Source organism: Streptomyces odonnellii, assembly GCF_000981895.1.
GTDB classification, from domain to species: domain Bacteria; phylum Actinomycetota; class Actinomycetes; order Streptomycetales; family Streptomycetaceae; genus Streptomyces; species Streptomyces odonnellii.
The window spans coordinates 1-15,320 of record NZ_LATD01000028.1 but is presented as its reverse complement, the minus strand read 5'-3'; the positions used below and the strand labels follow the sequence as shown (position 1 = coordinate 15,320).

11 protein-coding genes are annotated in these 15,320 nt (G+C 71.5%); 10 read left to right on the top strand and 1 reads right to left on the bottom strand.

All coding sequences use genetic code 11. The features are described 5' to 3' along the window. Nucleotides 1–3 precede the first annotated feature (3 nt). From WH07_RS04325 to WH07_RS04295, 7 genes are all read left to right on the top strand, one after another. Nucleotides 4–1,293, top strand: a complete 1,290-nt coding sequence (locus WH07_RS04325) for a DUF4192 domain-containing protein (protein ID WP_046495452.1) — start codon at nt 4–6, stop codon at nt 1,291–1,293. A 115-nt stretch (nt 1,294–1,408) separates the two neighbouring features. Beyond that, nucleotides 1,409–3,436: a glycogen debranching N-terminal domain-containing protein gene (locus tag WH07_RS04320; RefSeq protein WP_046495448.1), complete on the top strand. Its 2,028-nt coding sequence runs from the start codon at nt 1,409–1,411 to the stop codon at nt 3,434–3,436. A gap of 119 nt (nt 3,437–3,555) precedes the next feature. Further along, nucleotides 3,556–4,320 carry an NUDIX hydrolase gene (locus WH07_RS04315; RefSeq protein ID WP_046495446.1) on the top strand — a complete coding sequence of 255 codons (765 nt, stop codon included), beginning with the start codon at nt 3,556–3,558 and terminating at the stop codon, nt 4,318–4,320. Between the two features lie 239 nt (nt 4,321–4,559). Further along, on the top strand, nt 4,560–6,509 hold the full coding sequence (locus WH07_RS04310) for an ABC transporter ATP-binding protein (protein WP_046495443.1): 1,950 nt from the start codon (nt 4,560–4,562) through the stop codon (nt 6,507–6,509). A 106-nt stretch (nt 6,510–6,615) separates the two neighbouring features. Then, nucleotides 6,616–7,557: a FadR/GntR family transcriptional regulator gene (locus WH07_RS04305; RefSeq protein ID WP_269801346.1), complete on the top strand. Its 942-nt coding sequence runs from the start codon at nt 6,616–6,618 to the stop codon at nt 7,555–7,557. A 341-nt stretch (nt 7,558–7,898) separates the two neighbouring features. After that, on the top strand, nt 7,899–9,449 hold the full coding sequence (locus WH07_RS04300; RefSeq protein WP_046495437.1) for an RNA polymerase sigma factor: 1,551 nt from the start codon (nt 7,899–7,901) through the stop codon (nt 9,447–9,449). A 211-nt stretch (nt 9,450–9,660) separates the two neighbouring features. Beyond that, a complete protein-coding gene (locus tag WH07_RS04295; protein ID WP_046495434.1) occupies nt 9,661–10,509 on the top strand; it encodes a serine protease in 849 nt (282 codons plus the stop codon). 111 nt (nt 10,510–10,620) lie between these two features. Here the strand turns inward: WH07_RS04295 and WH07_RS04290 are convergent, their stop codons facing one another. Beyond that, nucleotides 10,621–10,851, bottom strand: a complete 231-nt coding sequence (locus WH07_RS04290) for a DUF7455 domain-containing protein (protein WP_046495432.1) — start codon at nt 10,849–10,851, stop codon at nt 10,621–10,623. Nucleotides 10,852–11,308: 457 nt separating this feature from the next. Here WH07_RS04290 and WH07_RS04285 point away from each other — a divergent pair, with 457 nt between their 5' ends. The 3 genes from WH07_RS04285 to WH07_RS04275 all read left to right on the top strand — a co-directional run. Then, the gene (locus tag WH07_RS04285) at nt 11,309–13,429 is read left to right on the top strand and encodes a DNA gyrase/topoisomerase IV subunit B (RefSeq protein WP_046495430.1); all 2,121 of its coding nucleotides are present in this window, start codon (nt 11,309–11,311) and stop codon (nt 13,427–13,429) included. Nucleotides 13,430–13,582: 153 nt separating this feature from the next. Next, nucleotides 13,583–14,107, top strand: a complete 525-nt coding sequence (locus tag WH07_RS04280) for a DUF1453 family protein (protein WP_046495550.1) — start codon at nt 13,583–13,585, stop codon at nt 14,105–14,107. After that, nucleotides 14,104–15,320 (top strand): sensor histidine kinase (locus tag WH07_RS04275; RefSeq protein WP_063775733.1); only part of this gene is annotated, 1,217 nt, incomplete at its 3' end. The genes WH07_RS04280 and WH07_RS04275, both read left to right, overlap by 4 nt.

The following is a 15,320-nucleotide window of genomic DNA, read 5'->3' as shown; positions in this document are numbered from 1 at the left end:
GCCATGAACAACCACCACGAATCGACCTCATCCACCGGCCGGCAGCAGATGACCCTGCGCAGTGCCGCCGAACTCGCCGACGCCCTCCCGTACTTGTTCGGCTTCCACCCCACCGATTCCGTCGTCATGGTCGCGCTCCACGGCGAGCACGGAAGTTTCGGCGGACGGCTCAGGCTGGGCATCCCGAGTTCGCCGAAGGAGTGGCCGCCGGTGGCCGAGCAGCTCGCCGACTGTCTGATCGAGGGAAGCGCACGGCGGGGCGCCCGCCCGGACGGAGTTGTCGCCTTTCTCTGCCAGGACCCGGCGGAAGGGGAGACTGGCCGGCAGGTGATGGAGCGGCTCCGCCCCCTCGCGCAGCGGCTGCGCACCGCCTGCGGGAGCCTCGATGTGCCCGTGTACGAGGTGCTCTGTGTGTCCGACGGCCGTTTCTGGTCGTACTGCTGCCCCGATGTGCGCTGCTGTCCGCCCGAGGGCACCGGACTGGCCCTGCCCGGTACGTCGGTGATGGCCGCGGCCGCCGCCTACGCCGGTGTGCATGTCCGCGGGTCGCTCAGGGAGATGGAGGCCCGCCTGACCTCCTGGGGGACACCGGCCGCCAAGGAACAGGAGCGCGCGCTCGACGAGGCGAGCGCGGCCCTCGTGCCCAGGATCCTGGTCGAACGGAGCCAGGAAAAGGTCGGTGCGGAGACCTTGCGGGCGGCGCGCGAGCTGATGAAGCGGCTCGCGGAGGCGCCACGGGCGGGACAGACGGCCATGGACGCCGAGGACGACCGGCTCATCAGCCATCAGGAGGCGGCCGCCGTCATCCTCGGACTCCAGGACCGTACGACACGGGACCGGGCTGCCGAGTGGATGGAAGGTCCGCAGGCTGAGCTGGCCCTGAGGCTCTGGCGCGCCCTGGCCCGGCGCTGCGTCGGCCCCTACAACGAATTCGCCACCGCGCCGCTGACCCTGGCCGGCTGGGTCTCGTGGTCCACCGGTGACGAACCCGGCGCCCGGGTCGCGCTCGGGCTGGCCCTGCGCCTCGACCCGCAGTACGTCTTCGCCCAGTTGCTCCACCAGGCCTGCAACGAAGGACTTGACCCCGAGGCGCTGCGCCGCTGTCTGCGCGAGCAGCGTGTCGCACGAGCACTGCCGGGTCCACGCGCGGCTGCCGGACGGCATGCGTCCCGTTCCGCGCGTCCGCCCGAGCGGCGTAAAACACTCCAGGCCGCACGGCGCCCCGAAAGGACGGCGGCGCGGGGCCGGACAGGCCGGCGCGACGGCAGGCGCGGGACAAGGAGCGGGCGATGACGGCCGTGACCCGTTCGGCCGGGCGGGCGTTCACCTCTGTGGCGAAGCCGTACGAGCCGCACCGCCGCGGCGACGGCCGCCCTCCGGAGCGCACAGAAGGCAGAACTGACCACCCATGGCCCTCACCGCCCCCTCCCCGAACAGCGAGCCGCCGCGTATCACCCCCGCCGGGCCGGCGGGGAGGCGGGCCGCGCCGCCCGCAGGGCCGCCCGTCGTGCACCACGCTCTGCTGTGCGTCGCGCTGCCCTGCCTCGCGGTCTCGGCCGAGCACGGACAGCTCACCGGCGAGGGGATCGAGGGCTTCTACCAGTCGGGCCGGCGCCTGCTCTCCCGGTGCCGGCTGCGGATCGCGGGACGGGACCCGATCCCGCTGCAGGGCAGGCTCGTCGCCGCCGACCGGGCGCGGTTCCGGGCGGTGGTCCGTACCCCCGAGGACGCCGGGCCCGATCCGGAGATCAGTGTCGAGCGGCTGCGGGACGCCGACGGCACCGAGCGGATCACCCTGCACAGCTCCGCCCGGCGGCCGCGCAGGATTCCGGTGGAGATCTCCTTCGGCACCGATCTCGCGGAGCTGGCCGCGATCGGCGCCGGCCGGGCGGGCCCCGAACTGCCCGCAGGTGTCCATGCGGCGGGTCTTCGCTGGTCGGCGCCGGACGGCCGGTACGCCGTCGTCACCGCGTCCCCGGCCCCGCAGGACTCGCTGGCCTCGGCGGGACTGCTGCGCTGGGAAGTGGAGCTGGGGCCCGGAGCCGCCCACACCATCGAACTGCGGATCCGCTCCGACCGGCCCGTGCGGCCCACGGGCCGGACGGGGAGCGATCCCCTGCCCGCGGCGGCGGCCGAGGGGGACGACCTCCGGGTGCGGCCGCTGTTCGCCGCGAGCCTCGGCGATCTGCGGGGGCTGCTGCTCCGGGGTCCCGGCGGCCCCGCGGACCTCCATCCCGCGGCAGGCGTGCCTTGGCGCTGCGGACCGCCCGCTGCGGAAGCGCTCTGGGCTGTACGGATGGCGCTCCCGCTCGGCACCCGGCTGGCCGCGGCGACGCTCCGTACCCTCGCCCGCACGCAGTTCAGGGAGCAGGGAAGGGACTTCGGGCGGCTCCGCGGACCGCTGCGCGACGCCGGTCCTCATCTGCCGCCGAGCTGCACCGGCGTCGAGGCGACCCTCGCCTTTCCCGTCGTCCTCGCGGAGGCACGCCGTTGGGGGCTCCCCGAAAAGGAGCTGGCCGAGCTGCTCCCGGCCGCGGAGCGTTGTCTCCAGTGGCTGCGTGCCGCCTCGGACGACGGTGATCTGCTGGGGGAGCCGGGCCCCACCGGGCCGCAGCGCGTCGAGACCCAGGCCCACGCACACCGGGCGGCCCTGCTCGGGGCGGATCTGCTGGACGCCTGCGGCCGGCCGGGGGCCGACGGCTGGCGGGAGTGGGCGGAGGCGCTGCGGCGGCGGTTCGGCGAGACGTTCTGGTTCGACGACCGGGCGGGGGGCCGGCCGGCCGCGGCGCGTCTCTCCGACGGACGGCTCCTTCCGCATCCGAGCGCCAACTCCGCGCATCTCCTGGACACCGGGCTGCTCGGCGAGGGGAGAGCGGCCCCGGGTCTCCTCGACGGCGCCAGGACCGAACAGGTGGCCCGGCTGCTCGGCAGTCCCGCGCTCGACACCGGCTGGGGGCTGCGCGGACTCGCGGCCAAGGAGCCGGGCCACAACCCGTTCGGCCACCGGGCCGGGGCGGTGCGGGTGCATGAGACGGCCGTCGCGATCGGAGGTCTGGCGGCGGCCGGGCACGAGAAGGAAGCCGTCTCGCTGCTGCGCGGGCTGCTGGACGCGGCGGAGGCTTTCGGCCACCGGCTGCCGGAGATGTACGCGGGGGAGCAGCGGACCGCCGGGGGTGCGCCCGTGCCGCATCCCGCTGCGTGCCGGCCCGCCGCGGTGGCCGCGGCGGCGGGGATCCATGTGCTCACCGCGCTCGTCGGTATCCGTCCCGACGCCCCCGGTGGCACGGTCGCGCTGCACCCGATGCGCACCGCCCCGCTCGGAGCGGTCCAGCTCAGCGGCCTGCGGGTCGCGGGGGAGCCCTTCTCCGTACGGGTCAGCCGGCTCGGGCTCGGCATGGTCGAGGAAGCGGCCGACGGGCTCCAGCTCGGGGTGTGAGACGGCTCGGCGGGTCCCGCCGGTCCGTGAACTCGAAGATCGGAGAAAGGGCAAAGAAGTGCCCCTGGGTTAATGACACAAGGAGTGTTTATCGTCAAGCAGACGACTATGATCATCGCATGTCGCCCTACGACCCGTCGGCCTTCCCGGCTTTCGCTGTCACCGTCGACCTGGTCGTGCTCACCGTCCGGCGCCACGCGCTCTGCGCGCTGGTCGTACGGCGCGGGGAGCCGCCCTTCCAGGGGCGGTGGGCGCTGCCCGGCGGCTTTGTCCGGGGCGACGAGGATCTGGCCGAGGCGGCGGCACGGGAACTGTCCGAGGAGACCGGGCTCTGCGCACACGACCCACTCTCCCCGGAGCCCGGTAACGGGGCTCATCTCGAACAGCTCGCGACCTATGGGGAGCCCGGGAGGGACCCCCGGATGCGGGTGGTCAGCGTGGCGCATCTCGCGCTCTCGCCCGACCTTCCCGCGCCCAGGGCCGGCGGCGATGCCAACAGCGCGCGCTGGGCTCCCGTCGCGGAGCTGCTCAACCAGGAGGGTGGTTTCGCCCGCGAGGACGAACAGCCCGCCCAGCTCGCCTTCGACCACGCCCGGATCCTCGCGGACGGGGTGGAGCGGGCCCGCTCCAAGATCGAGTACTCCTCGCTCGCCACCGCGTTCTGCCCGCCCGAGTTCACCGTCGGCGAGCTGCGCAGGGTGTACGAGGCGGTGTGGGGCGTGGCGCTGGATCCCCGTAACTTCCACCGCAAAGTGACGGGCACCCCGGGCTTCCTGGTCCCGTCCGGGGGGACCACCACCCGGCAGGGCGGCAGGCCGGCCCAGCTCTTCCGGGCTGGCGGGGCGACCGTACTGAATCCGCCGATGCTGCGCCCCGAGGTCTGACCTGCGGTACGGGCGGCACCGACACGCCAGACAGAACGGACGGAACAGGCAGAGCGGGCACGCGTCGGCCTGACGGGCCGTCAGTTCAGGTTCCGGTGGAAGCCGCGTGGTTGGACGCGAAGCGCGGACACCGGGACACCCGGGTGCGCCTCATGCGTCACAAGTCGGACATGTCGAGTTATCTTGCTGCGGTACTAGCCCCTGCCGCCGAGCGGTCTCACCTCCCCGCGAGAGAAGCGATGCTCCAGGCCATCGGACTGACCAGCACCCCCCGTCGAGACCTCACCTCCGCCGTGGACGATCTGACCTTCGAGGCCCGGTCCGGCTCCGTCACCGCGCTGCTCGGTGCCTCCGGCGCGGGCAAGACCACCGCCCTCAGGCTGATGCTCGAACTCCAACCCGGCCGTGGGATCACCTACTTCCGCGGCCTGCCGCTCCATCGCGTCGCCCACCCGGCGCGCGAGGTCGGGGTGCTCCTCGGTGCTGTGCCCGGCCATCCCGGACGGACCGTCAGAGGTCAGCTCAGAATGCTCGGCGCCGCGGCGGGCGTCCCCGCCGCGCGCGCCGACGAACTCCTCGGTGCCGTGGGCCTCGACGGACTGCGCGGCGAACGGCTCGGCACGCTCTCGCTCGGCATGGACCGCAGACTCGGGCTCGCCACCGCGCTGTTGGGCGACCCGCACGCGCTGCTGCTCGACGCGCCGTCCGCAGGTCTCTCGTTGCGTGAGAGCACCTGGCTGTTCGGGCTGCTCCGCGCCCATGCGGCCCGGGGCGGCACCGTTCTCTACACGACCAGCGACCCCAAGGAGGCCGCCCGTACCGCCGATCATGTCGTCACCATCGACGACGGCCGCCTGGTCGCGGACCAGGACGGCGCGGAGTTCGCGCGTACCAGACTGCGTCCGCGCGTCGCGGTCAGGACACCGCACGCCGCGCGCCTCGCCGACGCGCTGAGCCGCGAGGCCCGCGCGGAGCGGCGCTCGGTCGAAGTGGTCGCCGAGGCGGGCAGCCGGCTCACCGTCTACGGCAGCAGCTGCCCCGAGATCGGTGAGACCGCCTTCCGCCACGGCGTCCTCGTCCATCAGCTCGCCGACGAGTTCGGGGACACCGGACCGGAGCCCGTTCACCATCCCGCCCTCGCAGCCGCCCTCGCGCCCATTCCGCTTCCCCGGCCGGTCTCGCTGCCCGCGTCGGGCCAGGGCAGTGGCACCGTTCCCGCTCCGGCCTCCGAGGCGGACACGGCACCGACCCGGGCGGTGATCGCCCCGCCCGCCGAACTCCGGGCCGCTCCCCGGACCAACCCCGTCACCAACTCCGCGACCGCCTCCACGTCCACGTCCACGTCCACGCCCGGACCCGCGTCCGACGGCCCGGGGCCCCTGCCACGCCCGGTGCCGCCGCTGTCACCGCGTCCGGTCCGCAGTCCGCTCAGGCCGTTGCGCTACGAACTCCACCGCATGTTCGGGATCCGTACGACACCCCTGATCGTGGCCGCGGTCGTCCTCGTGTCCGTTCTCCTCGCCCTGTTCCTCGCCCGCGCCGGCGGGACTCCGCCGCACAGGCTGCTGGTGGCCTGGCCCGCGATCCTGCCGCTGCCGCCCGCCGTGCTCGGCGCCGGACTGCTCGGCGCGCTCACCTTCGGCGACGAATTCCGCTATCCCGCGCTCGCCGGCGCCCGGGGCACCGTCCCCCGCCGTCTCGCCCTGCTCCTCGCCAAGCTCGCGGTGACCGCCGCCTCGGCCCTGATCCTCGCCTTCCTGGTGGTGGCGGTCGACGGCGCCGCGCTGCGCCTCGTGTACGGCCATGCCGCCGCGCCCGTACCGGACAACTGGCCCGCGCTGGGTGCCGGGTGGGCCGGGCTGGCCGTCGGCTGTGCCTGGGCCGGGCTCCTCGGCGCCGGGGTCTTCCGCGTCACCGTCGCCGGAGTGGCCGTCGTCGTTGCCGTACCGACCCTGGCCGTACCGCTGTTGCGGACGGCGTTCGCGGGCCCGTCCGCGCGTTCGACGGCCGGACTCCCGGCCAGGCTCCGTGAACTGGCGTGGCTCCAGTGGCCCACCCGCGCCGACCACTGGCTGACGGCCGTGGCGGGGCTCCTCGCCCGGCCGCTCGCCGCCGCGCTGGTCCTGTCGGTGTCGGTCCTTCTCTGCGCGTATCTGCTCACCGGCCTTCGCCGCAGGGCCCGTTGGTGATCGCGGAGCGACCGGAGCGTGCCTTCCTGCTCACAACTCCCCTGAGAAAGCCCGCTTCTTTCCGATAAGGCGTCAATCGAGGGGCGAGCGCCGATCACCCTTTCGTGTGCTTTTCACCAAAGACCTCAAGGCTCGTGGAAGCAACGCCGACAAAGGATGCGTGAGTACCCTTGCGCACACCATGATGACCGCCGCCCGTTCCGTCGAGCCGGGCCTCGCCGACCCGGGTGAACTCGACCGCTACCCCTTCGCGGAGGCGCCAGGCGCCGACCGCGCGGCAGCTCCCGTCTGGGAGGGCGCCGACACCGATCTGGGCCGGGTGGGACGGCGTACGGCGAGCAGCCGCGGCCGCGGACTGCACGGCCAACTCGTCCAGCAGCTCGGCCAGATGATCGTCTCCGGAGACCTGGGCGCCGACCGGCCGCTCGTACCGGAGGAGATCGGCCAGCGCTTCGAGGTCTCCCGCACGGTGGTGCGGGAGTCGCTGCGCGTTCTCGAGGCCAAGGGCCTCGTGAGCGCCCGGCCCAATGTGGGTACGCGCGTCCGCCCGGTGAGCGACTGGAATCTGCTGGACCCCGACATCATCGAGTGGCGCGCCTTCGGGCCGCAGCGCGACGACCAGCGCCGTGAGCTGAGCGAGCTGCGCTGGACGATCGAGCCCCTCGCCGCGCGGCTGGCCGCCGGCCACGGACGGACGGAGGTGCAGCAGCGGCTCGCCGAGATGGTCGAGATCATGGGCCACTCCCTGGCCCAGGGCGACTCGATCACCTTCGCCCGCGCGGACGCCGAATATCACTCCCTGCTGATCCAGCTCGCCGGCAACCGCATGCTGGAGCACCTCTCCGGCATCGTCTCCGCCGCCCTCCAGGTCTCCGGCGGTCCGGTCACCGGATGCGACCGTCCCACCGAGGCTTCGCTCGCTCACCACGCCCGGATCACCGACGCCCTCGCCTCCGGCGACGCGCACGCCGCGGAGTCGGCCATGCGCCAACTGCTCACGGTCCAGCCGGATGTGGAGCGCGTCGTGCCCGCGCCGCGCGAGCACTGACCGCCGCCAGGACCAGGACGTACGGGGATGTACGCATCGTGTGTCGCCGGACCCGGGGGGTCCGGCGACGCGATTGTGAGGCCCTAGATCCCGCTTCTGTGTGCTTTGTCGCAAATGGGGTGTGACTCGGGCCACGTGGAATGGGCGTAACACTCCTTGAGGCAGGGCGATGACCTAAGAGGTGACAGCCGAGGAGGGAATACGACCGCCGTGCGTGGCGCTGTATTCACCCTCTGAGGTCCTAGCCCGCGCCGTCGGCACATCCCCAGCCGACGGTCGTCGGCTCCGGCCCGATCCTGGGCGGGGCCGGAAGCCGTTTCCATCGTTCCGAGAGGTTGTTCGTGTCGGCCAGCACATCCCGTACGCTCCCGCCGGAGATCGCCGAGTCCGAGTCTGTGATGGCGCTCATCGAGCGGGGAAAGGCTGATGGGCAGATCGCCGGCGATGACGTGCGTCGGGCCTTCGAGGCCGACCAGATTCCGCCAACCCAGTGGAAGAATGTTCTGCGCAGCCTCAACCAGATCCTCGAGGAAGAGGGTGTGACGCTGATGGTCAGTGCCGCGGAGTCGCCCAAGCGCACCCGTAAGAGCGTCGCAGCGAAGAGCCCGGTCAAGCGCACCGCCACCAAGACTGTCGCGACCAAGACGGCCACGGCGAAGACCGTCGCGGCAGCCACCGCCGCTCCCGTGGTGGAGAGCGTGGACACGGCTGCCGACGAGGCCGCCGTACCCGCGAAGAAGACCGCCGCGAAGAAGACCGTGGCCAAGAAGGCGACGGTCAAGAAGACCGCCGCCAAGAAGACGACCGCCAAGAAGGCCACGGGCAAGAAGGACGCCGACGAGGCCCCGGACGGCGAAGAGCCGACCGATGAGATCCAGGGCGGCAAGGTCGAGGAGGAGGAGACCGAGGGCGAGAACAAGGGCTTCGTCCTCTCCGACGACGACGAGGACGACGCGCCGGCCCAGCAGGTCGCCGTCGCCGGTGCCACCGCCGACCCGGTCAAGGACTATCTGAAGCAGATCGGCAAGGTCCCGCTCCTCAACGCCGAGCAGGAGGTCGAACTCGCCAAGCGCATCGAGGCCGGGCTCTTCGCCGAGGACAAGCTGGCCAACTCAGACAAGCTCGCGCCCAAGCTCAAGCGTGAGCTGGAGATCATCGCCGAGGACGGCCGCCGCGCCAAGAACCATCTGCTGGAGGCCAACCTCCGGCTCGTGGTCTCGCTGGCCAAGCGGTACACCGGCCGCGGCATGCTCTTCCTGGACCTGATCCAGGAGGGCAACCTCGGTCTGATCCGCGCGGTCGAGAAGTTCGACTACACCAAGGGCTACAAGTTCTCCACGTACGCCACCTGGTGGATCCGGCAGGCGATCACCCGCGCCATGGCCGACCAGGCGCGCACCATCCGTATCCCGGTGCACATGGTCGAGGTCATCAACAAGCTCGCGCGTGTGCAGCGCCAGATGCTTCAGGACCTGGGTCGCGAGCCCACCCCGGAGGAGCTGGCCAAGGAACTCGACATGACCCCCGAGAAGGTCATCGAGGTCCAGAAGTACGGCCGTGAGCCGATCTCGCTGCACACCCCGCTGGGCGAGGACGGCGACAGCGAGTTCGGAGACCTGATCGAGGACTCCGAGGCGGTCGTCCCGGCCGACGCGGTGAGCTTCACGCTTCTCCAGGAGCAGCTGCACTCGGTCCTCGACACCCTCTCCGAGCGTGAGGCGGGCGTGGTCTCCATGCGCTTCGGCCTCACGGACGGCCAGCCCAAGACGCTGGACGAGATCGGCAAGGTCTACGGCGTGACGCGGGAGCGGATCCGGCAGATCGAGTCGAAGACCATGTCGAAGCTGCGCCACCCGTCGCGTTCGCAGGTTCTGCGCGACTATCTCGACTAGTTCGCCGCTGGAGCCTGATCCGCCTGGCGTGCTCGGACGGCACTTGATCCGCCCGGTCCCGATCAGGTCACTTTCAGGGGCGCACTGAAGCGCGTTCGAAGGCCCGGATGCCTCCAGGGATCCGGGCCTTCACTCTGCGCGCGGGGTGCGGGAGGCGCGTCAGGGGCTGACTCTGGGTAGATACACCTTCACCGGAGAGTCAGGAGCCCGTATGCGCCGTTCCCTTGCCCGCGTGCTGACGGGAGGAGTGACCGTGATCGCGGCGGGGGCGCTGCCGCTGCTCGTCTCACCCCTGCCCGCGGCCGCCGAGAGTGTGGTCATCGGGGGCGAGCCGGTACGGGCCGCCGACAGCCCCTGGGCCGTGGCCGTGTCCAGCCGTGACCGTTTCGGCGGTACGCGGGCGGGCCAGTTCTGCGGAGGCGTGGTGGTGGCTCCGACGAAAGTGCTGACGGCCGCGCACTGTATGAGCCCGGATGTGCTCGGAGGGCCTCCGGGACGGGTGCGCGACCTGAGCGTCATCGCGGGGCGGGACCGGCTGCGCGGCAGGGGCGGGCATGTCGTGTCCGTACGGTCCGTACAGGTGGATCCGGGGTACGACCAGGCGACCAACGCGGCGGATCTGGCCGTGCTGACCCTGGAGCGGTCGCTGCCGGGGCGGTATGCCATCCGGCCCGCGGAGCCGCGGGATTCCGCCGCCACTCCCGGTACGGCCGCGGCCGTCTACGGCTGGGGCGACACCTCGGGGAACGGGGACTATGCCAGTACGCTGCGCTCGGCGCCTGTGACGGTGCTGTCGGACGCGAACTGCGAGAAGGCGTACCCGGGCGGCTCAGGGGGCCGCTACGACCCCGCCACGATGCTCTGTGCGGGCGATCCCCAGGGCGGGCACGACGCGTGCCAGGGGGACAGCGGGGGGCCGCTGGTGGCCCAGGGACGGCTTATCGGGCTGGTCTCGTGGGGCAGCGGCTGCGGGCGCCAGGACAGTCCCGGCGTCTACACCAGGATCACCACGGGGAACAAGTCGGTCGCGGCCGCGGTGGGAGTGCCCGCGTCCCGCTGAAGATGGCCGCCCGTACCGCGCTGAAGAGAACGGGCGGCCATCCCGCAGTACCGGGATGGCCGCCCGTCGGCCGGTGTACGCCGGCCCCTGGCTCGTCGTGGATGCGAGGTGTCAGCGCTCCTCTTCACCGCCGCCGGCCGGAACAGCCGTCAGCCGGTCGGTCTCATCCTGTATTTCCGCGGCGATCTTCTTGAGTTCCGGCTCGAACTTACGTCCATGGTGGGCGCAGAAGAGCAGTTCACCACCGCTGATCAGGACGACGCGCAGATAGGCCTGCGCGCCGCAGCGGTCGCAGCGGTCAGCCGCGGTCAGCGGGCTCGCGGGGGTCAGAACAGTAGTCACGTCGCCTCTTCTCTAGCTCGACGAGCTGTCGTACCAGGGTCAACATCCAACCAGGCCGAAAACGTTCCCGCTCTCGGCTTTTCCTCGAAAACTTCTTTCCGCGCTGGTCGGCTGCTGGTGGTTGGCGGCGAATGAGCCGTATTGCTGGCTGGGCTTCGCTCTACGGGTTTCGCTTCGCTTGACAGTGCTTGTCAGTGGGGAGCGCCCTCACCGGCTGGCTTGCCGGTTGTTGATGAGGACGTGCCCGGAGCCTAAATGGTTCATGCCTGGAAGGGAACGTGATGTGTGCTTCACCCTCGCGAGGGATCGAACACCTATACGACCTTGGACTAGCATGAGAAATCGCGAGGGTAGCGTGACAACGGCTCTACCAGGCCTCTGTACCCTCTGACCGGTGACAGACGCCGGGCCTTTACCCCACGGGGCCACATCTCAAATTCAGCGAGGAGCGAACCGCGTGACCGCCGAGACGTCCGTGCCGTCCACTGCGCTGCTGACCGCAGACCGTGACGGCTCCAACTACACCGCGCGGCACCTGCTCGTCCTTGAGGGGCTCGAAGCGGTCCGCAAGCGCCCCGGAATGTATATCGGCTCGACCGACAGCCGTGGCCTGATGCACTGCCTCTGGGAGATCATCGACAACTCCGTGGACGAGGCCCTGGGCGGGTACTGCGACCACATCGAGGTGATCCTCCACGAGGACGGCTCGGTCGAGGTCAAGGACAACGGCCGGGGCATCCCGGTCGATGTCGAGCCCAAGACCGGCCTGTCCGGCATCGAGGTCGTGATGACCAAGCTGCACGCCGGCGGAAAGTTCGGCGGCGGCTCGTACGCGGCCTCCGGCGGTCTGCACGGCGTGGGCGCCTCCGTGGTGAACGCGCTCTCGGCCCGGCTCGATGTCGAGGTGGACCGCAACAGCGCGACGCACTCGATCAGCTTCCGGCGCGGGGTCCCCGGCATCTTCACCGAGCCGGGCCCGGACAGCCCCTTCGATCCGGCGAACGGGCTGATCAAGGGCAAGCGGGTGCCCCGGACCCGTACGGGCACGCGTGTGCGCTACTGGGCGGACCGGCAGATCTTCCTCAAGGACGCCAAGCTCTCCCTGGAGACGCTCCACCAGCGCGCCCGCCAGACCGCCTTCCTGGTGCCCGGGCTGACCATCGTCGTCAGGGACGAGCGCGCGGGCGCCGAGGGCGGGGGTCCGTCCGAGGAGACCTTCCGCTTCGACGGCGGGATCAGCGAATTCTGCGAATATCTGGCGCAGGACAAGGCCGTCTGCGACGTGCTGCGGCTGACCGGGCAGGGCACCTTCAAGGAGACCGTGCCGGTCCTGGACGACCGCGGGCACATGACGCCCACCGAGGTCACCCGCGAGCTGGGCGTCGACATCGCCCTGCGCTGGGGCACCGGATACGAGACCACGGTCAGGTCGTTCGTCAACATCATCGCGACGCCCAAGGGGGGCACCCATGTGAGCGGATTCGAGCGCTCCCTGACCCGGACGGTCAACGAGGCGCTGCGCTCGGCCAAGATGCTGCGCGTCGCCGAGGACGACATCGTCAAGGACGACGCCCTGGAGGGCCTGACCGCCGTGGTCACGGTGCGGCTCGCGGAGCCGCAGTTCGAGGGCCAGACCAAGGAGGTCCTCGGCACGTCGGCGGCCAACCGGATCGTCTCCAATGTCGTCGCCAAGGAGCTGAAGGAGTTCCTGACCTCCACGAAGCGCGATGCCAAGGCGCAGGCCAGGGCCGTGCTGGAGAAGGCCGTGGCCGCGGCCCGTACGAGGATCGCGGCCCGTCAGCACAAGGAGGCGCAGCGCAGGAAGACCGCGCTGGAGACCTCCTCGCTGCCGGCCAAGCTCGCCGACTGCCGCAGTGACGACGTGGACCGCAGCGAGCTGTTCATCGTGGAGGGGGACTCCGCGCTCGGTACGGCCAAGCTCGCCAGGAACAGCGAGTTCCAGGCGCTGCTGCCGATCCGCGGCAAGATCCTCAATGTCCAGAAGTCATCGGTTTCGGACATGCTCAAGAACGCCGAGTGCGGGGCGATCATCCAGGTCATAGGAGCGGGCTCCGGTCGTACGTTCGATATCGACGCGGCCCGCTACGGCAAGATCGTGCTGCTGGTCGACGCCGATGTCGACGGCGCCCATATCCGCTGTCTGCTGCTCACGCTCTTCCAGCGCTATATGCGGCCCATGGTGGAGGCGGGCCGGGTCTTCGCCGCCGTACCGCCGCTGCACCGGATCGAGCTGGTGCAGCCCAAGCGCGGCCAGGACAAGTACGTGTACACGTACTCGGACAACGAGCTGCGCCAGACGCTGCTGGAGTACCAGCGCAAGAACATCCGGTTCAAGGACTCCATCCAGCGCTACAAGGGCCTGGGCGAGATGGACGCCGACCAGCTCGCGGAGACCACGATGGACCCGCGCCACCGCACGCTGCGGCGGATCAACATCGGGGACCTGGAGTCGTCCGAGCAGATCTTCGATCTGCTGATGGGCAATGAGGTGGCGCCCCGCAAGGAGTTCATCACCAGCTCGGCGGCGACGCTGGACCGCTCGCGCATCGACGCCTGACGTGCTGTCCGGAGCCGTGGTCTCCACCCCAGGGTGGAGACCACGGCTCCACCTCTGATCAACCTGTACGCCGATGCTCCGGCCTGGGCTTTCTCCGTACTGTCGACGGCGCCGACCTGCCATGTCGGCCTTCCCCGTCCCCGGAGGCACTCCATGTCCGCGCTTGTCAATGTCCTGGTGATCATCGCCGCTGTCGCACTGATCGCCGCACGCCAGCTCAGGCCGCAGCGGGTCACCGCCGACGGGCGGCGCTGGCTGGTCCTGCCGGTCGTCCTGGTGGTCGTCGCGCTGCGTGAGCCCGGTCTCCTCGACCAGCACCACCGGTCGCTGTCGGTGCTGCTGCTCGGAGCCGAGCTGCTGGTCGGCCTGGCGATGGGCGTCGGCTGGGCCAGGACCAGCACGCTGTGGACCGGCCAGGACGGCACATTCTGGAGCCGGGGCACCAAGGCCACGATCGCGGTGTGGATCGGCGGGATCGCGCTGCGGGTCGGCCTGGTGGGCATCGGCGCACTGGCCGACGTCCACCAGGGGACCGGAGCGCTGCTCCTCGCGCTCGCCGCCTCCGTACTGGTCCGCAGGGGCATGCTGGTGATGCGGGCGCGTACCGCCCGTCCGCCGTACGGTGACGGCCCGGACGCCGCCGCGGCGGGAACCGAGCCCTGGAAGGACCGTGTGTGACAGCCGACGTCTGGACGAACTGGCCCTCCCGGGAGGCCCTCTCCCGGCAGGGCCGTACTGAGGCCCGGCGCTGGCTGGCCCGTACGATACGGACCGTCGCCCTGGTGGGCCTGCTGTGGGCGATCCTCGGCCGCCGCGATGTGGACGGCTGGACGGTGCCGGCGGTCGTGGCGGGCGTGCTCACCGCTGTGGGCTGTGCCTGGGCCTTCTTCCGCACCACCCTGCGGCATCAGCTCTGGCCGTCGGTCGGCCTGCTGGTCCTGCTGATGGGCGGGGCCATCGCCTCGCACCAGGCCGGGTTCGAGGCTCCCGCGGTCGTGATCTGGTGCGGCTGCGGCGTCTCCGCCATGGAACGGCTGCCGCTCGCCGCCGCTCTGCCCGTCACCTTCGCCGCCCTCGGCGGGTACACCGCGGTCAACCACGAGTCCTGGCCGGGCGCGGCGATCACCACCGCTGGGCTGCTCCTCGGCGGCTATGTGCTGCGGCTCGACGCGGAGGCGCGCGGCAGCGCCCAGCGGCTGCTGGCCCAGGAGCGGGCCGCCCGTGCCGCAGAGGCCGAGTCGGCCGCCCTCGCCGAGCGGGCCAGGATCGCGCGCGACATCCATGACGTCCTCGCACACAGCCTCTCCGCGCAGCTCGTGCACCTGGAGGCCGCCAGGCTGCGGATCGAGAAGGAGCCTCCGGGAGCGTTCCGCGACCAGATGCTGGAGCGGGTGGTGGCCGCGCGCTCCATGGCGCGCGAAGGGCTCGCCGAGACCCGCCAGGCGCTCTCCGCGCTGCGCGGGGAGATGCCCCCGCTCGGCGAGTACCTGCGGGAGCTGGCCGCGGTGGACGGTGCCGAGGCCGTGGTCGAGGGGACACCCAGGCCGCTGCCGGCGGAGGCCTCGCAGACGGTACGGAGGGTGGCGCAGGAGGCGCTCACCAACGTACGGAAACACGCGCCGGGGGCGCGTGTGCGGATGGTGCTCACGTACGGTCCTGACGAGGTGACGCTGGACGTACGGGACTCCGGCGGGAAGGGGGCGGGCCCGGCCGGGCTGGGGGCGTCCGGCTCCGGGTACGGTCTGCTGGGGATGAGGGAGCGCGCCGAACTGCTCGGCGGGAGCCTGGAGGCCGGACCGCGAGGCCTCCGGGGTGCCGGGCCCGGGCACGCGGGCGGTGCGGGAGAGCCGGAGCACCTGGAGGGTCCGGAAGGACCGGAGGGCTCCGGGCG